Annotated in this window: 9 protein-coding genes; 3 read left to right on the top strand and 6 right to left on the bottom strand. The window is 38.8% G+C overall.

Annotation, left to right across the window (positions count from 1 at the left end; genetic code table 11):
- Positions 1–208 precede the first annotated feature (208 nt).
- Positions 209–1918 (bottom strand): AAA domain-containing protein, encoded by a 1710-nt coding sequence (locus tag OO017_RS15990; protein WP_266053678.1) that lies wholly within the window; start codon positions 1916–1918, stop codon positions 209–211.
- Entirely contained in the window at positions 1919–7300 is a 5382-nt protein-coding gene (locus OO017_RS15985; RefSeq protein WP_266053677.1) for a sacsin N-terminal ATP-binding-like domain-containing protein, read from the bottom strand.
- Between the two features lie 389 nt (positions 7301–7689).
- Between OO017_RS15985 and dndC the strand changes: the two genes are divergently transcribed.
- From dndC to OO017_RS15970, 3 genes are read left to right on the top strand one after another with little or no spacing between them, the layout of a single operon-like run.
- Complete coding sequence (gene dndC, locus OO017_RS15980; RefSeq protein WP_266053676.1) at positions 7690–9033, top strand: DNA phosphorothioation system sulfurtransferase DndC; 1344 nt, start codon at positions 7690–7692, stop codon at positions 9031–9033.
- Between the two features lies 1 nt (position 9034).
- Positions 9035–11125 carry an AAA family ATPase gene (locus OO017_RS15975; protein WP_266053674.1) on the top strand — a complete coding sequence of 697 codons (2091 nt, stop codon included), beginning with the start codon at positions 9035–9037 and terminating at the stop codon, positions 11123–11125.
- A complete protein-coding gene (locus OO017_RS15970; protein ID WP_266053673.1) occupies positions 11118–11510 on the top strand; it encodes a DndE family protein in 393 nt (130 codons plus the stop codon). Before OO017_RS15975 ends, OO017_RS15970 begins: the two co-directional genes overlap by 8 nt.
- Positions 11511–11592: 82 nt before the next feature.
- Here the strand turns inward: OO017_RS15970 and OO017_RS15965 are convergent, their stop codons facing one another.
- From OO017_RS15965 to dptG, 4 genes are all read right to left on the bottom strand, one after another.
- Positions 11593–13440, bottom strand: a complete 1848-nt coding sequence (locus OO017_RS15965; protein ID WP_266053671.1) for a DUF262 domain-containing protein — start codon at positions 13438–13440, stop codon at positions 11593–11595.
- A 113-nt stretch (positions 13441–13553) separates the two neighbouring features.
- The gene (locus tag OO017_RS15960; RefSeq protein WP_266053669.1) at positions 13554–14720 is read right to left on the bottom strand and encodes a cysteine desulfurase family protein; all 1167 of its coding nucleotides are present in this window, start codon (positions 14718–14720) and stop codon (positions 13554–13556) included.
- A 114-nt stretch (positions 14721–14834) separates the two neighbouring features.
- Positions 14835–20045, bottom strand: coding sequence for a DNA phosphorothioation-dependent restriction protein DptH (gene dptH / locus OO017_RS15955; RefSeq protein ID WP_266053668.1), 5211 nt, complete (start codon positions 20043–20045; stop codon positions 14835–14837).
- Positions 20026–21498 (bottom strand): DNA phosphorothioation-dependent restriction protein DptG, encoded by a 1473-nt coding sequence (gene dptG / locus OO017_RS15950; RefSeq protein ID WP_266053667.1) that lies wholly within the window; start codon positions 21496–21498, stop codon positions 20026–20028. The genes dptH and dptG overlap by 20 nt, the downstream gene beginning before the upstream one ends.
- Between the last annotated feature and the right edge of the window lie 2 nt (positions 21499–21500).

The following is a 21500-nucleotide window of genomic DNA, read 5'->3' as shown; positions in this document are numbered from 1 at the left end:
ACGGAGGCAGAGGCATGGAGAAGGTTTCACTTTTAATCTGAAGATGATAAAAGTGTAGCTATAGAAAAGCATTTTATGAAGCATTAGTTATAAGTAACTGACTATCAACCCTCAGTAAATTTAGTTTCACTTTTAGGTATAAGTGAAAGTATTAAAGTGACAAACTAATCTATACTAACTATTTTCAGAATACTAATCTTTAAATAAATTAACCAGTAACCAATCTATTCCAATACTCCCCCACTAATCCCGAAGCAGGATTCATTCTCTTGAAATTCAAGTCAGTAACAATAAGTGTACATAGCCTAGCCCTAGACGTAGCTACGTTAAAACGATTTAAATTAAAACAGAAGTCAAAGTTATTGTAGGGTATAAGATAAAGCGTTACATCTGAAGTCAGCCCTTGTATTCGGTCTATCGTTTCTATAGTTATCTTACTAGAATCCTCAATTTTATTGTAAATGCTTTCCTGTAGTTTTTTTGCTGTAGTCACAAAAGGACTCAATACTGCAATCTCTAGCTGAGGCTCATTTTCATGCAACTCCAATATAATCTGCTGTATCAAATTAATAGCTTCATAGGGAGTATTTCCGCCTGGAGCAATATTCATAAAGTGAACAGATGGCCCTCCATCTGGATTGAAAAGTTGCTGGTATGAGCTTTTTAAACTAATAGGTAACGAGCTGCTTGATACTGATTCTAAGGTTCCTTCATAGAAAGTGCCAGTATAATCTACAGCTCGTTGTGGAAGTCTGTATGACTCCACTTTTCTAATAGCTTTTGCAGTTGAATTATAAGCATAGGCTTCTAACCCTTTGACTACAGAAACAATATTCGGGTGAAGTTTATCCAGACCTTTCTGCTTAACAATAGGTGGGAGCTGTTGAGGATCGCCAACTAACAATACTTTTCTTCCTAAGAGTTTTGCGGCCGCTATAGTGGCTAAGAAAGACTGACTAGCCTCTTCAACTATCACATAATCAAAAATGGATTCATTATCTACATCAACAGCCTTGCCACTCATCTTATAGTAAGTAGCTAAAGTAAGATGACCTTTAACAGGCATTATCTCTTCAGCTGACATAACACCTTTCAATTTTCTCTTTTCATCACTTGATAAGTTTGTTTTGGCAATCTTACTCTCAGTCCTCAATGCCTCAAGTGCTGGTTTTTCAGCTAATTCAACTAAAGCCCTATTTGTCAAGGAAGTTACCAACACCGATGAACCAGTTGAAAGTAAACTAGCACAGAACTGAGCCATCAAATAGGTTTTCCCAGTTCCAGGTGGTCCTTGAAGAATTAGCTCATCCTCAACTGATAAGTGATCTAGAATGAAGCCAAGAATATTATCTTGCTCCCTCATTACCCGTGGACTCCAGCTATGCTTTGTAAAGTCCATATCAAGCACTGAGGACACTCTAGCTGGTAAATTAGTCTCTTCAACAATTTGCTGTAGATTGTACAAATATTGAAGAGGTGGCTCCTTTGCACCTAGAATTATGATTGTATCCTTAGCTAATGTGTTTACAAACGATATATCAGCATCGGCAAGACCAACAAGGGTATAATCTGGCGAGTCATTTTTGAAGAAGTAAATTGGAAGAACGTCAGACCCTATTTGTGCCTTTTCTCTGACTTCAACATATGCCCTATTATTCCACGTTTTGGGGTTAGAAATTTCTGTGGGTAAGGTAAAAGCAAAGTAAGGTTGTTTAATTCTGGGAGCCTTACCCTTTTTAAATTTAATGATAATACTACCATTTTTCTCACTTACCCCTTGAAAAAGACCTACGTGAAGCTTATCAGCTTTATAAAGATCATTTATACCAGACAGGAAATATTGCCTGATTTCATCCTTTAGCTCTTCAATTTCTCTCTTAAGAAACTCAGCGTGTATTGGTCTTGGAATAACTGCCATTTAATCGAAGTCTAAAATAGAATTGTCACCTATTGCATTGTTAGGATTACCAGGGAAATTGTCTCCACTGGAGAAGACTTTATCCATCATAGCATTATACATTGATGCACTTGTTACAAAGAGCAGGTGTGATTTATCCTTATTTTTAAGGTCTCGTAGCATATTATCAACTACTTCTGGAACTTGTGTATTTGGCTTTCTTATAAGAGTGAACTCATTATATTTTGATTGAAGCAGTTCCTCCTGAGTGTTGAATAATAAGAAATCGCTAGAAGCAACACCGTTGCCAACCAAAACTATAAGTTTATAATTATCAAGTTTTAGTTTAAACCAACTTTCCTGGTTTAAATAGAGCATTCCTTTTTTGCCCGATCTGATAATAAGAGTATACTTCTTGCCTTCATACTCAACATTATCAATTGTTCCCCCACCAGTAAGAATATCCGTATGCTCAAACGAATAGCCTTTTGATTCTAAGTAAACTACTCCTTTTATTACAGCTTCCCGATTAGCTCCCTGCTGTTGAAGCACATCTAAATCAACTCTTCCCTTTATAATTGATTCAAAGAGAGCTTTGTATTCGTCGTCTACATAAACTGTATTCGTAGATGTTTCTTCTCTAACCTCTTGCGCCATTGAGCTGTTAGGTGAACCTTCAGTTTGGGTATATTTTGTGCTTTCTGAAAGGATAGGTGCACTTGAATTTTCAAAATGCTCACTTATAAATCTCCGCTTAATTTCCTCTGGTAATCCGAACTGGCCTGATTCAAAATGTTCTATCACCTGCTCAATATCATCAAGCAGAATATTCTGAACTACCTGAAGCTTGCTCTTCGGAATATTTAAACTTTCAAGCAAGTACTCAATGAGTTTATAGTTTCTCTGGTCACGCCAATTACCTACAAAAGAAACTGTATGTGACTCTTTTTGGAGTAATACACGTTCATCGTCTTTAAAAATATCAACTACCCCCTCACTAAACTGAAGTGTGATTTTGTCACATTTATAAAATTTCCAAATCTTAAATGCCTCTGTATACTTATTATCAAGTGACTTCCACTCTTCATTATTTATAGCAAAAGCTAGAAAAGCTAGCCGCTGAAGAACTATCTGATCAAAAGAATTATCAACTCGCTGATTTAATACATCGGGCTTGAATTCATTAAGAGTTAAGCTGCGTACTCCAAATGTTGTAAAGTATTTATCTCTTAATTCCTTTTCTTTAAATAGTGAATCAATGATCCATTCATTTCTTTTGATACTAGCTTTGATTGAGTCATCCAATACAAAAAGTTGCTTGACTGGTTTCCAAGCTCCTTCAGTATTTAGTAAAAAGCCCTCCTTGCAGTAATTTTTGATCTTCAAAGTAGAAGCTTGATCATCTAACTTGTAGTCATTAAGCAATGAATTTATCAACCCCTTAAACTTTTCCTTACTGGGTTTATTTGACTTAATGTAATTCAAAAGGTCTTCGACATCCACTTTCTGTTTAATCCCAAGCCACTGCTCCAAATTGAAATTATCATCAATTTCCAATGCTCTAAAATCAAATAAACACAATTGCTCGTTTGATACCAGATCTTTAAAGTTGTATGATGTAAGATTTTTTGCGAGTTGTAGCCCTCCAGCAAGAGTTGGCACAACAGCATTTCTTGATATAAAAAACTGTGCGAAATTCTTTACAGTAAATTGGTTGAATGCTGTTTTATATGTTGATGTTTTTCCAAAAGGAATTTTCACTTTCCCTTCTAATACATATTGCCAAAAAGCTTTAGAAACATTTAAGTCATCGATAAACTGAAGATTTCTAAAAGTGTAAAACTCTGAGATGTAATGTTGTTTACCATACTCAATTGCATTCTGAGGAATGTAGGGTTGTTCCTTCTCTATCTGATTTAAATAATCACTATAAATGGAGTGGGACTTTAAGGTAGCTCTAGATAAAGTAGGATAAACTTTAGGTTCGAATCCTTCTGAGACTCCTATTTTCTTCAGTAGAGGAAAAACATCTTTTAGATTGAAACTAATATAATCTTCAGCCAGAACATTTAAAGTTTCTGGCTTACTTACTAGGTTTTCAAGATCAACTTGAGGATTATAAGCAGATGAAAAATGGAGTGAAAACGGAGATTTGAATACGTTAGTTTTACTAAGAAGATTAATACCTATCAACTCCTGCAAATGCACTTTTTCCAATTTCTCAAGCTTATACAATTCTACTAACTCAGAAAACAGCTTAAGGTGCTTTACTTTTGCATTTTCTTGAGAATTAAAAGAATCTTGTGTTTCATTAAAGTGTTTGATTTTTAACGCTATAACTTCTTTATCATCTTCTATTTGCTTTGTTCCAAGTTTTACAAAAAAGTTCTTCCACTGTAAGAGATTCGTATCAGAGTACTCAGAAGAAATTAAATTGGGGATAAAGATGGAAGGCAAGAGCGAATCCCAATTATGATTGCCAGTGTAGTGAGATGAAATTATTACCTCATTAGCACTTCGGTAATCACCGCTTATTGTTTTTAGTCTTAATTTTAGGAGTTCATTCCATTTCCTTTGCTCCTCAATTACATCAATGTTGTTAAATAAGAATGGAATGATAATGTTAAGATCTTCATCTGAAAAAGAATTAATCCTTGGCAGTACATCTGTGATGATTAGTTCTTTCAACTCAGATTTAGCACCTATCTGAGAAAGCAGACTCTTCCACTTACTTGCTGTTGTTTTCTCTGATAGGTATTCGGAAGATATGAATTCTATACCACCAATTTTAAGCAGGTCTACAACCTCTTCGAGATTACTTGATGAATCATACTCCTCTGTCAGGTAAAGCTCATTGACGCGAGTTAATTTACCTTCTTTGGTTTTTACATAAATGCCTCCCAATGCATTAAGGATTTCTTTCTGCTCCAGTAGTTCAGAACTCTTGGCATAGATAGCCCACCAGAAATGCAAGGCGGTATTTTGATTACTAATGATTTGCTTATTGAGAGCTGCAATATCATCCAGCACACTCGCCTTAAGAAAATCTACAAAAGTGTATTTCTTAATACCAAAGCTGTTCCTCCAAAAAGCTTCCCAGTCCTCATTTTCTGATGTAGATAGACAGTATGAGTTAGATATGATTCTAGCAGCATTACCTGGCAGAACTGTATTAAGAATGTATTCAAGCTGCTCATCATAAAAGTATATATCTTCAGCTAAGCTATTAATCATCCTTTCTTGGTGATCAAGAACTGGATATGCCCGAAGCTCAGCTTTTATATTATCCGTTAATTGCCCCCTATAAGAGAAAATGAACCTGAACCAAGATTTGTTATTGGTTGGATCTTTAAGTTTGATTTTCGCATTTTCATCGATCCATTCTTTATGATTTTTTATAAAATCTGACGGATTGAACTGTTCAAATACATTTTCAAGCTTTTGTTTATCAATAGCAATAGAGTTATCGATAATAGCCTTAACTGCTTCTGATAAGTACTGTAGGTTCAGAAATTCTAAGTACCATTTAGACTCTCCTAGAGTATAGTATACCTGAGTTACTTTTACTAGATTACCCTCATTATTCAAAACGATTTTGTGCTCCTTGTACTTCTCAAGCAGCCCCTTATCAACTATAAATTTTAAGAATTTATAATTATTGATTGGTATCTTAAGGAATGTATCTAGTGTATTTGATCCTAATGCCTCCTTCAGTCTTTCTTCATCTACAATTTCAGTTTCAATCTCGTATTGTTTTAATTTGGGCAGGAGTCTATGAGTATTTATACTTGTGTGCACCAGAAACTTGTCATCAGGGATCAAGCTGGCTAGTGTTACTTCGTCTACTATTCCACTAATACCGATGATTTCAAATACCAGCTCATCCAGTTTTCGCAACACTAGATTTTTATCTGGTATTAGTGGTAGTGTTTGAATATTAGAAATAAATTCCTCTACAAAAATCGCCTGCAATTCATTTTCAGTATCAAGCTTTGGAAAGAGCAGGTGTAATTTGCTTAATTTAGTCACATCTTTAGCTAAGTCAGCAACTATTTCTGCCCAGTAGCTACCAGCCCTCTTAAGAATATCTTTGTTTAGCTCTAAGTTTTTATTGATCCTGTTTCGGGATAAATCTGGTATAAAATCAGAATTAAGAAGAAACGGGAAGCCAAAGTTTTCATCTCGGCAAGGTAAGTAGGCAAAAATATCATAACTACTCCCATGCGAAGCGATATTACCTTTGTTATCTATTGGTAAGGCAAATTTTATTTTAGGCTGTCGGAAGTGCCTAAATTTAGGTGGTATGCTAGAGTTGTTAGGATCAGCTAAATCATTTATAACCTTTTCATCCGAGATTGTATATTCCTTCTCGAACATCATCCAGCTCGTATGTGAAGTGCTATTATCTAATACTATGATTTTAGGGCTTTCACTAATCTGCTTTCTTTTAACAATCTGTAAATTATCTCCCTCCCTATACTTAAGTTGATTGATGTGCTTTAAGAATAGCATTGTTTTGCTATCATTAAAGACGTTTACTAAAAACCCCTTTATTTTTTCTACTGCTTCTTTGTTATTGGCTCTTATAGCGAAACCGACAGGTTTATTAAAAAACTCAACATCTTTTACTAACTCGAATGCTTGCTGGTCATCTACCCAATTTGGTATTATTTCCCATTGTAGCTTTTCACCAATTTTGTTTTTGTCAAATGAAAAAGAGTAATTCCCTGAGCGTACGTAAACCCAATTAGAATACTTGAAAACAGACTTAAAGCCAATTCCTTTGTAGCCGGTTTTCTCCATACTTTCCCGCTTATCAGCATCACCCGTCAGAAGGTTAGTAATAGCGTGTACATTACTCTTAGTGAATGGTAGTCCATTGTGCTTTACGAGTAAGAAGTCATCCTTAACTTCAAAGATCAGATGTACTTGGTTATTAAATTCAGGATTTGGATAATCATCTGCATTTTGGATCAACTCAAATGCTGCAGTTTCTGCACTTTGATTTAAGTCTCCGCGTAAATAATCTAATGTACCACGTGTTCGGGCTATAACTGCTTTATCAAGGCTAATTTCTCTCTGATAAATTTGATGTATCTCCGCCTTTGCCTCTTTATAGTTGTCAATGTTCTTTCTTTGGTTCTCGAAAACCTTTAAGCTGTAGTGAACACACTTCTTCTCTTCATCATAATCAATAATGCATACATCCAGGTAATCACCTGGCTTGATCATATTGAATAGCTGAGTAGACTTTTCTCTGTTATTGGAAATTTGGCTTATATGAAGACGCCCATTGATAGCACCTTGAAAAGTGAGGATTAATAACTTTATGTCTTCTAGCTTTTTTGTCACTCTGGCTTCGATTACAGAGCCTATAGGCAGGTTTTCTTTAAATTGAATCATTTTTACAAGGGTAAGATAATATTAAGTAAGTTCTATATTATCTCAGGCATTTGCAAGTTTAGTCATCCAATTTTCTCTCTGTAAGAAGAGAATTTTACTATAACCTAAAATCTATACATGCAATAACTATTTAATATAATTAAAAAAGGTGCGGCAAAGCTCTACACTAGCCCTGCCGCACCTTTAATTATTTCTGGTTTTTCCTAAATAGATGTACTATTGACTAGCTAGAACCACTCAAAGCACTAAACTCACCTTATCCCTTATTTGGCTTTTTCCATGCCTCTAGTAACAGGTAGGCTAAGTAATATTTCTTTATTATTGTTTATCAATATTGTCAAAGGAAAGCTGATTCAAATTTATTACTTTCGTATGTAGATTTAGAGAATATGGCATTTAATAAAAGAGAACTCGTAGCTGAAATTAAGGAGCAATACCTTGAGGAAGATGAAGGCAGACCGTGGATTGTAGCATTTAGTGGGGGGAAAGATTCTACAACACTACTTATGCTTGTATGGGAAGCAATGCTGGAACTTACAGAAGTAGAGAGAAAAACAAGGACAGTATATATTATTTGTAATAATACATTAGTTGAAAACCCCCAAGTTTTAACCTTTGTAAACAAGCAGTTAGAAGTATTAAGAGAAAAGGCCGTTGAGCAAGGGCTGCCAATTATAGTAGATCACACAACCCCTCGGCTCGACGATAGCTTTTGGGTAAATCTTGTGGGTAGAGGCTACCCGGCACCAAACAATATGTTCAGGTGGTGTACGGAGCGTCTCAAGATATCCCCTACTACACATTATATCAAGGAAAAAATTTCTGAGCATGGAGAAGTTATCATTCTACTCGGAACCAGATCAGATGAGAGTTCCAATCGAGCTGCTTCCATCAAACGTCACGAAATAAAAGGCCAAAGACTGCGAAAGCACCCATTGCCTAACGCAATGGCCTATGCTCCTATCAAGGACATGACAACAGATGAAGTATGGACCTATTTACAGAGTACAAACAGCCCATGGACTGGCAGAAAGAATCGAGATCTCATTACATTGTACAGAAATGGAAGCGGTGGAGACTGTCCGCTGATAATGGACGTTAAAACCCCCTCATGTGGCAATAGCCGCTTTGGTTGCTGGGTTTGTACGGTTGTAAAAAGAGACAGATCTATGGAGGCCTTGATCGATAATGGTGAAGATTGGATGCAGCCTCTGGTTGAAATCCGTGACTTTCTCTATGGGACAATTGACAGGGATGCTCCCGATTATGACCCAGATAAGTACCGTATGCCCATTAGGCGAAACAAAGCCGAAGGCCTTGGTCCCTACTGGCCGAAATGGAGGTATCATATATTGAAAATGATTTTAGAGGCTCAGAAAATTGCCCAGGAAGAAGACCCTCAAAATCAACTAATAACGCTGCAGGAATTAGCAGCCATTCAAGTCGTATGGAATCGAGACCATATCTATGAGTACAGTGTTTCGGATCTATACAACGAGGTTTATGGGAAAGTTATTGATTTTGAACAAAAAGGCACGAGTGTTTCGCAAGAGAAAAAACTGTTAAAGGACGTATGCCAAGATAAGCCTGAAGACTTTAACCTAATCAACCAGCTACTGAATGCCCAAAAGAATAAGGTGCTTCTATTGAGAAAGCACGGTTTGCAAAACGATCTGGAAAACATACTTCAGGAACACGTAAGGCCAACATTTACGAAGCTAGAAGACTATTAATATGTTCATAAAAGATATAGTTCTTAGCAACTTTAGAATCTACAAGGGAGAGAACAAGATTTCCTTCGAAGAAGACGCACAGCGCAACATCTATATACTAGCCGGCTACAATGGATATGGCAAGACCACGTTTCTGACTTCTCTTGTTTGGTGTCTATATGGGCGGCACATGCAGGATGTAGATGATATCTTCAAGAAGAAAATACAGGAAGCAGGAGGATATTCCGGTTACCTCGATGCCTGTTTGAATAGAGCTGCAAGAAACAAGAATATTACCGAATACGCTGTAACACTTACTGTTTCCAGGCTGCAGATTCCTGGCATAACAGCACAGGAAGTTGAAATAAAACGCTCCTATTCACTAGGCGCCAAGCAAGACCAGCTTGAAATAAAAATTGACGGCTTTCGCAATGAGTTAGTTGAGGATGTAGGAAACGACATTTTCATCCAGGACTTCCTATTGCCTAAAGAAATAGCTAAGTTCTTTTTCTTTGATGCTGAAAAAATCACCACCATTGCGGAAGTACAAACGCTGGAGCAGAAAAGGCAGCTCGGTAAAGCTTATTCAGAGGTTTTAGGTATAAAAAAGTATGTAGACTTAAAAAATAACCTTGCTGACTTAAGACTTAAATATCGCAGGGAGTCTGCTAGTCCCGAAGAGCTGGAAAAGCTAAAGGCAGATGAGCTTTGGGTAGCAAAGCTGGAGCATGAAATAATCCAAAGAGAACAACTCACCCTTGAATATAACGAAGATCTTGAAGAAAAAACGAAGCGGTCTGCAGAGCTACAGGAGAAATTAATACGTGAAGGGAGCAATATTTCTTTAGAAAAATTAGGCTCCCTGAAAAAGGAGAAAAGCAGGCTCGCTGAGTTAGCCAAAGATTATAAGGAGCGCTTCACCAGCATGCTGGACTTTGCTCCTTTTGCTATAGCTGGGAGATTGTTCTTTGAAACAGAAAAGCAGCTAAACCAGGAACAACAGTATAACAACCAAAAAGGTCTCTCCCTAACTGAGTTAAAAGAGGCTGTGCGTAACATCAAAGCTACGCTTGCAGCATTGCCTGGTCATTTAACCAAAGCAGAAATTGAAAGCCAGGTGAACCGCCTGCTCGATGAGCATCTAACAGATGATCAACCGAATTCTTCATCAAGTCCAAAGGTGCAAATTCTACACGATTTTGATGACACCCTTTTCAGAGGCTTTCGCGCCATTGCTGATAATCTTAGAACTACTTATAAAGAACAGTTCAAACTCCTTAGCCGTGATATTAAACGGACCCGCTACGAACTAAATGAGATTAACAAGCAACTTATAAGAGCTGAGTCTAAAGAAGGTGACATTTTAATACAAAAGCACCGGCAAGAGAAGGCTACGGTAGACAAGGAAATCGCTGTAATCAAAGAGAAAATTTTAAGCTTACAACGTGAGATAGGTTCTTTCTCTAATGAATTAAATAACAGGAGAAAGGTACTTCAGGAGTTAAGAAAAAGATTATCTGTCAAAGAAGACCTAAAGGATAAAGATATAACTGCGGAAAGGCTAATTAACAAGCTGGAAGATTTTATTCTTAGAATACAGAAGGAGAAGAAAGCCACCCTAGAGGCAAGGATACGCAAGGGCCTTAACAACTTAATGCACAAGAAAGATTTTGTGCAACGGGTTTCTGTAGATGTAGAAGGTGATTTAATTGATATCAACCTGTACAATGAAAGAAACGAACTCATACATAAGGAAGACCTTTCTATGGGTGAAAAGCAATTGTATGCGACAGCCATACTGCAGGCACTGGTGGAGGAATCGCACATTGAATTCCCGATCTTCATCGATAGCCCAATGCAAAAGCTTGATGCAGCACATGCGAAGAACATCATTACTGATTTTTATCCTAAGGTATCAAAACAAGTTGTTGTGTTGCCTCTTTTAAACAAGGAGATGACACAGGAGGAGTTTGAGCTGTTTAGGACTAATGTGAAAGGCTGTTACCTGATAAAAAATTTAGATGAAGACGCCTCAACGTTCATGCAAGTAAGCAATAATGAATTGTTCACAACAGCTGCAGAGCTAGACAGGAAGGAGGAAGTTCATGTTTAACTCCATAACAACCTCGGAGGCAAATAGAGCGGTAGTAACTGAATTAACGAATAAGTTTGCTTTAGGAGCAGAAAATATCATCGCCCGACTTGCAATATCTTACTCTCTAGCACAAGATGTAAAGCTTGAATTAAAGGATTTACAAGACGCCAAAGGGAAAACATATCCTGCTAAGATTCTTTTTGGTAACCACCTTGAAGTCTATATGGCAATGGTTTGTCAGCACTACCAGCTTCATAAAACAGATAAGGATGTACCCAAGTACATAAAGTTACACCTTGACCATGGTCTTCAGGAAATCATCCATTATAGTAATAGTGACGGAATTGACTTTCTGATGAAAGCAATTGAAAATGGTGTGGAAGAGCAGTTAAGCTTACTTTAATATAGCCACAGTTTAAAAATCTATATAGAAACAGCCTGAATTAGACGTTCAGGCTGTTTCTATATAGATTTTTAAATTTTAATTAAATATTGAAAACCGCACAAGCCACATCTTTTAACTGATTAGCCCTAGTAACTACCTCTGTTTCAGACCAATGAATATTCCGACCAATTATTTGATTCATCTTTACAGAAGAGTCTTCAAAGATTGGCTTTTTGATAATGAAATTATCGTTGGAGCCTAGCACATTATCACTTGGCCCCATGATTGTAAGATTACCTAATGAATTTTTCAAAGGCTCTAACATTGCATCACGATTTGTGAGAGGTGCATTTCTTGGATAAACGTGTTCTATAGTAGTGCTAGAAAAATCATAAATCCTTGTCTTATCCATACATACAGGATTTCCGGCAGCTCCAGCTTCATACCATCGCAGATAATGCTCTACTGTAATTAAGAAATACTTAATAGGTTGATTACTTCCACCTTCCTTGTAATTTAGATTTTCAAGCAAGCTCCTAAACAAAGTATCAGGAACTTTGTCCATCTGTAGAGCATTTAAAGCTGATTCTAAAGTATTTGTGCTATACGTTGCAAGATTTGTTCTTATTTGAGTCGACTGATTATGTATGATGTTAACCACTGGTGTGACATGCTGATTACCAATAACTTTAAATCGGAACATAAACCGTTCAAACATCTGAACAATAGTAGAAAATTGTCTTTGATCTAAATTACAGGCCGCTAATAAAAGTGGCATGGCAAGTGTCAATCTTAGGTCCTTTATCAATAAGGTGAGTCTGTTAGCATCCCATAAAGTAATAGGACTAGTAAGTTGATAAGGCCATATACCGTTTGTAATTTTTCTGCAATTCAGAATATCTTTATGAACATTTCTTGTTGTTGTTAATATTTCATTTGCATTAATAGTACTTATCGCTGCATTACTATTTTGGGGATAAAATTGAGAAAGAAAATCATCAAAAAGAGTATTAGCTCCAGCTCTAACACCAGCATATGAAGCATAAATCCACCTTAAGTATTCTTCTGTTACTCTTGGAGAGTCAGAGAGTATTTCATCCCATAAAGATTCAACAGAAGCTTGTTGACTAGAATGTGGCTCCAACAGCTCTAAAATCCTAGCTCTTAATAAATCACCATCTGTCAGGCTCTTTCCTCTGTCATTAAGTACTCTAAATAAGGTATAAGCTTCTTTTTTATTGAAAGTCTTGATATGAATTAGAGAAAAGTCTCCATCAATAATATCATTAAAAACCTCTAGATTATCTATTTTTGAAACCAAATCATTAGTACCTGTCAAAACCCTAATCCTATCTGTTATTTTATTATAAGCAGACTCTATTTTTCTGTGAGAGTCTCGGGACTGGGTTGGGTTTGCAAGCCTAATAATATCTCTAAAAAATTGTTGATCAGCTTTTGATAATATAAATACCTCAACAGTATTAATATCTCTATTTGTCTCTTGCTCAAACTCTATATATCTTAAAGATAATTCTGCTATTCTATTATTAATTATCTTTTTATTCTTTTCATCATTGATACTTATAGCTTCTAGAAGGAGTTCTTTATATACATTAATAACGGAGGCCATAAGTAGAACAAAAGTAGCCATACGCTGTTGGCCATCTACTAACTCGAACTCACTTTGATTAACAACGCCAGGAACACTATTTATAACACTAACTATACCACCAAAAAAATGGTTGATGGGATTACCAGCCTTCCTTTTTTTAAAACACAATTCTAAGTCCTGTAAAAAATCATCTATTTCCGTATCATCCCATGCGTATCCCCTTTGGTATTTCGGAACTCTGTACATTGGTTTATGCCCAAAGAAACTACCAACTGATGCATGTACAGGTTCAACCCTCATCAGATGGGCACTAGGACTTTGTGAATTATTAATCATGTTAAAACTTGAATTTGATTAAACAATTCACAAATATTAGAAAATCATAATATTATAATTACCGCTCTAAAAAGGTATATATCTGTTTGATTAGTGGGTCCCTCCATTTAGCCTTAAAAGTTATAGGTAATATTTGACAGAGCTTCTTCAAATGAGGTCACAATTGATTTTATATTCTCGTGTGTAGTGTTATGCCCAAAACTTAGCCTAACAGAGCTATAAGCTATATCCTCATCACTATACATTTCCATCAGTACATGAGATGGCGTCACTTCAGCAGAGGTACAAGCAGAGCCACTTGCTACAGCTAGTTTATCCCTTAGCTGAATAATCAAAGCTTCCGCATCAATACCCTCAAAATAGACATTAGTGATAGTAGGGAGTCGGTTAGCTTGCTGTGCATGTATACGACACTTTTCTATAGTTTTTAGCCCCTCCTCGATCTCCATCCGTAAAGCTAAAAGTCTCTCGGACTCGTTCTTCAGTTCAAGTTTAGCTAACTCACAGGCTTTGCCAAAACCTACGATTGCAGGAGTATTGAGCGTTCCTGAACGAAAACCTCTTTCATGACCTCCCCCATGCATATGGGGGATCAGCTTTATTCTAGGAAATCGACTTTTCACAAAAAGTGCCCCTACCCCATTGGGTCCGTAAAGCTTATGCGCTGAACAGGCTAAAATATCTATCTCATCCTTCAAAACATCTACGGGTATCTTACCAACAGCCTGGGTAGCATCTGTCATGAACAGCGCATTATGTTTTCGGGCCATATCAGCTATCTCAGCAATTGGCTGAATTACTCCGGTTTCATTATTTGCATACATTACAGAAACCAGAATTGTCCTTTCTGTAAAAGCTTTTTGTAAATCTTCCAAGCTTATCAAACCATTTTGGTCGACGGGTAAGTAGGTGACATCTGCCCCCTGCGACTCTAAATAATAACAGGTATCCAGCACCGCTTTATGCTCAGTGGCAACTGTGATGATATGGTTACCCTTAGCCTGGTAATTTTCATAAACACCCTTCAAGGCTAAATTGATAGCCTCTGTGGCGCCAGAGGTAAAGATGATTTCTTCTGGCTTTGCCCCAATCAAATCAGCTACTTGCGTACGGGCCACTTTTACCGCTTCCTCCGCTTCCCATCCATAGGCATGGGTACGGCTTGCCGCGTTACCAAACTTTTGAGTGAAAAAAGGAAGCATTGCCTCCACAACCCTAGGGTCTGTGGGTGTTGTGGCTGCATAATCCAAGTATATAATATCTTCGGTGATACTTTCCATCTCTATCTGAACCAATAATCAGCCACTAATTTAAGCAAAAGAGCGGTAGCTGACAGCATATTTACATGTGCTCACCTACCGCTCTTTCACAAATGGCAGAGCCTCTTCTCAGACTTATGTCACTATTTCTGCCAATAATTTCCAGAAGGCCCTATCCTCCATGATAATAGGGGGCGAACCTGCCAGGTTTACCAGGCTATGGTGCTTTTCAAGCTTTTTGATGCGTTGAATTAGATTCTCCTTCTGATCCTTATCTGATACCGAGAATAAAGCTTCTACTTCTCTTCCTTTCACCTCATTCACCCTGTGAACAATCCAGGTAAGTATATACTGAGAATAGTCATTATCACTTGTTGAGAAATGATCGACAAACTGCGTAGACAGAATAGTACCCACGCCAAACTCCCTGCCTTCTTTTAATAACTTCCGCAAGGAAATGAAATTCTTGCTAAGGAAATTATCCGCCTCATCCACTAAAATCATCTTAGTCAGCTGCCTATAGTCGCCTGCTATACGGCTATGCCCATGCTTTTGCATCTGGGAGTAAAAGGCATCTAAGGTAATGGCCACTACGAGATTTTGGATGGCCTCACTGTACCCTGATAGGTTAATGACAGTAACGCCATCAAGTAAATCGTACAGCGAACTGGTCTTGGTGCCGTCGGGTTGAAAAATCTCATACTCAAACAGCTGTGTCAAAGCTGCATGAAGACTATCTTTTGAGTTTGTCTCATCCGAAAGATAGATTTCACAGATATCGGCAATGGTTGGCGCTGTGTTCGCCCATGTAGCTTGATTTACTTTGTGTATTCCTTTTTCTTCATAGGCCTGCAGGATCACGTCCCTTAAAGTAGCTTTTTGCCTAATACCGAGATTGAAAGCTGTCGCAATGGTTTCCTGTAACGTGGCGGCAATATGCAAGGGCAAGAGCGGCATGGCATTTGAGCTTATATCTATTGCTAGGGGATTATACGGCAAGTGGTACAGGTTATAAACCTTCGCATTCGTCGCCTGTACAAAATCATGCTTGATGTAGTCGCCCTTGTAGTCAAAAATAAGAATCCCAACGGAGGTTCCTCCAACGTTGTGCTTCCCTTCCAAGTGCAGTTGCGTGATCAACGACTTGGTAAACTGTGTCTTACCCGTACCCATTGTCCCGATAATCCCCGTGTTAGTGTGCATGACCTTACTTGTGGTCGTAGGATACCAGTAGACCTGTTCTCTGTCATTGATTTCTTCTCCGAAAACAATGCGCATGGGCCTTTCCATTTCACCAAGCAAACCTATATCCTGTTCTTCCTCCTCAATTAATGAGCTTTCCTCAGCATATCCTTCGATGTCCGTATCTGCTCCATTCACTTCCTCCACGTAACCAACAACAGGATCAGAATCTAAAGGCGTTAAAGAGGCCAGTAATCTTTGGGTTTCAATGCTGTTCTTTGTATGGAACAACCACACTTTCAATTCGTCAATACTTTTGACAAGATAGTTATAGCCATCTTCTTCCAAGAAAGTAACGGATATACCCCGGTTGTCTTCGTCCAAAGTATACTCTCTTGAAAGCGCATCCTGTGTGAAGGCAAAAACGGCATACTCCCGTATCTCCCCGGAGAGTAAATTAGAGACTACAAAATCGTCATTCAGCAAGCGGCTCCGATATAATTCGGTGATCTTATCCCACCTTTTGTTAGGCCATACCCCGTAAAGCTGCATTTTACTGGCATTCATCACTGCAATTTTGGCAAAAAAGCTCCTGTACAATTTCGCTAGGAAAGGATTTTCCTCATCTGTTAAATGTTCATAGATAAGCTGCTTTGTTTTTAACGCTTGTAATCTAGCCTTCTTGAGTACATCCGGGTTGTTTTTACCGATCTTTACCTCTACTGGATAGAACTGGACATGCAGGGTTCCATTCACTTCAAACAAGCCAATCATCAACAGATCATCACAATGGTATTCAGTTGCCCCAAGGTTCTTCCCAGAAAACAATCCTTCTTTCTGCTTTAATCCTGCTCCGCCCGAAATCCTTAAAATCTCTTCAAGTGAAACGGGTACCCAAATGATATCGGGATGATCATAGTAGGCTAAGAAGCTCTTAACAGCCGAAAGTATACTTAATTTCTCTCTCCGCAGGTTCTCATCTTTACTGCCAATCAGTCTTAAAAGCCACTCCCCGTTGATGGCATTGTAGAGGTCAATCAACCGACGAATATTGTAATCCGCATAGGAGACGTTTTTCTGCCTTAAGACCTCTTGGAGCATAAATTGGTATTGCTCGGTTTTGCGGGTGACTGTTATAGCATCAAAGCCGCTCGCATTGCTGTATTGGTCACTGTAGTGAATAATTATCAGGTCATTCTTGTCTTTGAAAAATGAAAGGTCAAAATGTGGGTCTACAAAAGTAACCCATTGAGAATGCATGTACAGCTCGTCAAGCTTGTGCTTAATGTTCGTGTCAATGTTTGTGCTTAGGCTTTTGTTTTTCTCAAAGGGGTTTTTTGTGAAGGAAACCCTAGCCAAGGCATTGTAGGCCTTCGTTGTCTCTAAAAGCAAGTTATCCCTGCCATGGTACTTTGTCCCAAAACCTGTAATGTACGCTTGGTTATCGTAATATGACGGTACATCCGAAATCAGTCCATCCAGTGACAAACCAGAGGGCACATTGTCCATCATGGAATAAGCCTTCGTTACATCTGCACTATCGAACTGGTAAAAGGTGAGATGTGCATACTCACACTCTTTTTTGAGGTCACGTGTGTAAAAGTGAATCTTGTCTCGGAGGGCATTGATTAAATCATCTAGGTCATGGTTGGCTGAATTAACACTAATGTCAAAAGCCTCCTCAATATCTTCCTTCTCAGACAGGTGCGCCATTTTCTCAAAAGCAGTTACATACCTGTCTGAACCGTAAATAAATAAATCTATTGGTCGCAGCTCATGCGGACTGGCTCCATCATATACAAGCTTCTTGTAGTAGTCAAATATTCCCTGCAACACCTGCAGGCAGTCTCCCATATTGACAACATTTATTTTCAAGGGAGTTCTCCTGTCGTAGAAAAAGAGGTAATTAAAATTACTTGAGAAGTCCTTCAACTTTGTCATTACCAAGCTCCTTATAAATTCCCTGCCAGCGAACTGTTTGAAGTGCAGATCATTGCTAAAGTAAATCCATTCGGGAGAGTGGCTGTTCTCTTTGCTGGCGTACAGGACAGGATCGTTTAGCTTCCGTGGATTTTCCCAATGGATCAGCGGCAACAGGTTAAGAGGCGTTAGTTTTTTGAGTACTGCCTCATACAGTTTTAATCCGCCCACCTGACTGTTTAGTTCTAGCTGGTAAGCAACCACTAGTGGATGTACAGGCGAAATTTTGACAACACGACGCCCAAAACTTTCTATAACAGTACCAAGCAAAAACAAGTCAGCCTCCTCATTTTCGTCCAGCACACTATCTTCCTTGATCATGTTTACTTCGTCCAGGAAAACCTCTACATAGCGTTGTGCTTTATCATTCAGTGCCTCGCCCATATAGGTCAGGCTTGGTAACTGATCCCGGTCTCTATAGAATTGCACAAAGTCGGTAAAAGCCTGCTTCATAGCTTGTGAAAGGCGTAGGTCTCTCCCCTCTAACTCCCCATTCTCGTATTCATGCCAGCAAAGTCCATCACTTTCAAAAAGCTTTATTTCAAGCAGAAGCGTCTTTCTGAATTCATCCCGGACTGTGAATTCCTGGTTTCGGAAGTAAAGCTTTAATGTGCTTAAGTCGCTGTTATAGACATGTCTATAGCTCTCCGAATAAATACGTTTATCCTGCCATACCTCCCACCCCTTGATACTCTTTGGTAACTCAACAGCTTGCTTGACACACATCTGCATCTGAATTCCTTGGAAACTTGTCGTGAAAGGTATGATCTCCTCCTCTGCCTCCGGGTCCACACGCAGCGTCAATTTCTGGTCTTCTTTTAACTCAAACTGATCACCGGTAGCTAATACGGTCGCATACTCCTTCAGCTTGCTGGAACGGTTTAGGGTCAATTCTCCATCTGTACTTAGGATGAGATGCCCCTGCTTACCAATCGTGTAGCAGGCCTCAACCCCTTCAAACAATGCGGGTGAGAAAGGTAAAGACCAAACTTTGAACTTATATTTATTCGTCTTGGCTTTTTCATCGTGGAACTCAAAGTACAGAAAGTCACTGTTAACTGCCGGTGCAACTAGCTTCACTTTTATGTTCTTACCTTCCACGCTAACTTCTCCCTTCGCTCGAGCAGTACCTTCCGTTTTCAACTTGCCCTTTAAGGTATCGTCAAACCCGAGCGTGACCGTAATAGGATATTCAGCAAGTGGATTGAACACAAGAATGTTGCGTTCCCTCCTTTTGGCTATAGTTTCCGCCTGGGGCCTGTCCCAGACAAACACCCCCTCCGAATGTGCCACTGGGTTTGTATCCAGGTAAAGCGCAGGTTTGGTTTTGTCTTTTACTTTAGCCCATTTGCTTATTGATGAAAAGTCGAATTCCTTCCAACGATCATCCACAAGCCTTTCCTCTAGGCTTTTGATGCCCTTTGGCGTTAACTTCCTGTCAAGGTCCCTGCTGATTTCTCCATGCCTTACAACATACTCAATGTTGGAAAACCACTTTTGGTTTTCTTCCAGCGCTTTACGAACCGTGTCGGTATCAGTAAATGACTCTAACTCCTCATGCGGAAAGAGCCCCAGCGCAGCATAGTCCCCTTGTTCGATAGTGCCTTTTTGGTACAACCCAACCACATTTGCCAGATCAAAAATAGTGGCGCTATCCGTATGAAGCTCTTTTAGCTTCCTAGAGACGGCTTCTTGCAGAATAACTTTCTTTACTGCGCTGAAAGAGGAGTCAGCTATGCGCTTCATCAGATTGTCAGAGAAATCAGAGAAGTTAAGCGGCATCCCCGCTTTAGACAAGTCCCCGCTCCCCCCCAGTAAACTGTCCAGTTTACCACTGTACAGTATAACAATAGCTGTTTCCTGAAAAGCCCCTAATTGCCCGGCCACCTGATTACGCAAGGTCGTCAAGTAATGCTCCGTAGCTTGTTCACTGGTAGCCAGTATAAGATCAATACCATTGATATTTACCTTATGGGATACAAACTCTTTCGCTTCCACCGTATGCCTGTAGTGAAAATCTGATGTGGCTTCTGGCCTGTAACTGATCAGGCTTTCATAAAAGGCGCATACATTTTCCTCTTTTTCCAGGTGAAGGGAATAGCGGTCACCAGCTTTCAGCAAGGCTGATGCCTCAAAGAAATGAAATAAACTATCTGCCAGGTAATTATAGAATTGCTTTAACATACTGTGCGTCTCCACTATCACTTTTCTTCTCTAATAAATTTATCTTTTCAAACAGCGAAATAATGGCCTGCTGGCTAGCATCATCAAAGGAGATTCCTCTAGCTTTGTATTCAAGCCAGAGGTCTTTTAAGCGGATTTTATGGTGATTGCCTATGCACAGCTTGGTAAGAAACAAAAGCATGCTGTGATTAAGGCTGAGCGAGAATCCGTTTCTTCCCCTGTTCTTAAGGAAATTTTCACGGCAAAAGAAAACAAACCAGTTCGCATAGTTCCCCTTTGGTTTCCTTCTTCCTGAATGCTCAAATTGGTACTCAATCATAAACCAAAGCTTGTAGACTGCTACTTCAAAAGCATCGGTGATTTTCCTTTTATTCAAGGAGCTAACGAATTGATCATCGAAGTCCTGCCAATCACCTTCAACATCGGGAACATAGCGTTGGTAAACTTCAGAGATACCTTTAACGGCAAGGATCAGGATTTCCTTGGCGCTGTCGTCAAGACCTTCGTAGTGTTGTTTCAGCGCCATGTAATCATAGGTCTTGTTACTGCCTGGAAGATTTAAATGGTTAAGCAGATCCAAGCCGATTGCATGGGAAAACAAATTGCCTATTCTGGATTCAAGTTGCCTCCAACCGGCATCATAAGCTCTTCTGGATTCTGAGAAAGTCTCTTCCTCCAGCGTAAAATACAACGGGTGATCCTTTGGTGAGAAGAAATCATTAAGTCTGAAGACCGCCCTGGATACATAGAAAAAGTAATAAAACTTAAAAAGCTTCTCAACATCATTCAGGAAAGACTTCTTATTGGATGCAAGGTATAGCATATCCCTTTTGAAAAGACGTACTACATCCTGATCCAACACATGGTAGCTCGACAACGTGTAATCATAGTCTTTTAAAGCTGGCAAAGAACTATTAACCAATTGGTTGAGCATATGCTCCTCGTGAATGTCGTGCGCTGCAAACAGCTTCTCTAACTCCTCGTCAATGAACACATCCTTTATGAATGCTGCTGTTTTATCAAGAGTATTATTAGGAGTAGCCCAATTGAGATAACGCTGCGCCTGAGGACCGTACTTTACTAAGTTTAATTCATCAAAGTAAAGGGAGTCAACGATTGCCCGCAATTTATCTTCAAGCAACGGTTCTGTCTTTGTCTGTGCGACTATGTTCTCTAGAACAGTCTGCTTTAGATGCTCACCATAATTTTTGGCGCTTTTCAATTCATTTGAAAAGTCTTTTTGCAAGACCATCCTATAGCATTTGCCCACATACCCGTCGAAGTTCTTCAGGTCCTGCTTCAGAACCTTGCCTAAGTTTGGCTCCATCTTCGTATTATATGGAAACAATAAAATCTTCGTGGGTGGCCTATGCTTGAACTCCTTGATAGTACCGTCTTGGTCCAGGACAAAATATCCTTTTAAATCCTCCTCCACATTAATGTAAGTTTCCATCG

Origin of the sequence: Pontibacter anaerobius, assembly GCF_026241195.1 — a bacterium.
Lineage (GTDB): Bacteria > Bacteroidota > Bacteroidia > Cytophagales > Hymenobacteraceae > Pontibacter > Pontibacter anaerobius.
The sequence above is the reverse complement of the archived record's forward strand: the minus strand, read 5'-3'. Positions and strand labels throughout refer to the sequence as shown.

Bases quoted from the DNA above. Each gene is read 5' to 3' on its own strand.
- OO017_RS15970 (WP_266053673.1), top strand. From the start codon at position 11,118: ATGTTTAACTCCATAACAACCTCGGAGGCAAATAGAGCGGTAGTAACT.
- dptG (WP_266053667.1), bottom strand. From the start codon at position 21,498: ATGGAAACTTACATTAATGTGGAGGAGGATTTAAAAGGATATTTTGTC.
- OO017_RS15965 (WP_266053671.1), bottom strand. From the start codon at position 13,440: ATGATTAATAATTCACAAAGTCCTAGTGCCCATCTGATGAGGGTTGAA.
- dndC (WP_266053676.1), top strand. From the start codon at position 7,690: ATGGCATTTAATAAAAGAGAACTCGTAGCTGAAATTAAGGAGCAATAC.
- OO017_RS15985 (WP_266053677.1), bottom strand. From the start codon at position 7,300: ATGATTCAATTTAAAGAAAACCTGCCTATAGGCTCTGTAATCGAAGCC.
- OO017_RS15990 (WP_266053678.1), bottom strand. From the start codon at position 1,918: ATGGCAGTTATTCCAAGACCAATACACGCTGAGTTTCTTAAGAGAGAA.
- OO017_RS15960 (WP_266053669.1), bottom strand. From the start codon at position 14,720: ATGGAAAGTATCACCGAAGATATTATATACTTGGATTATGCAGCCACA.
- OO017_RS15975 (WP_266053674.1), top strand. From the start codon at position 9,035: ATGTTCATAAAAGATATAGTTCTTAGCAACTTTAGAATCTACAAGGGA.
- dptH (WP_266053668.1), bottom strand. From the start codon at position 20,045: ATGTTAAAGCAATTCTATAATTACCTGGCAGATAGTTTATTTCATTTC.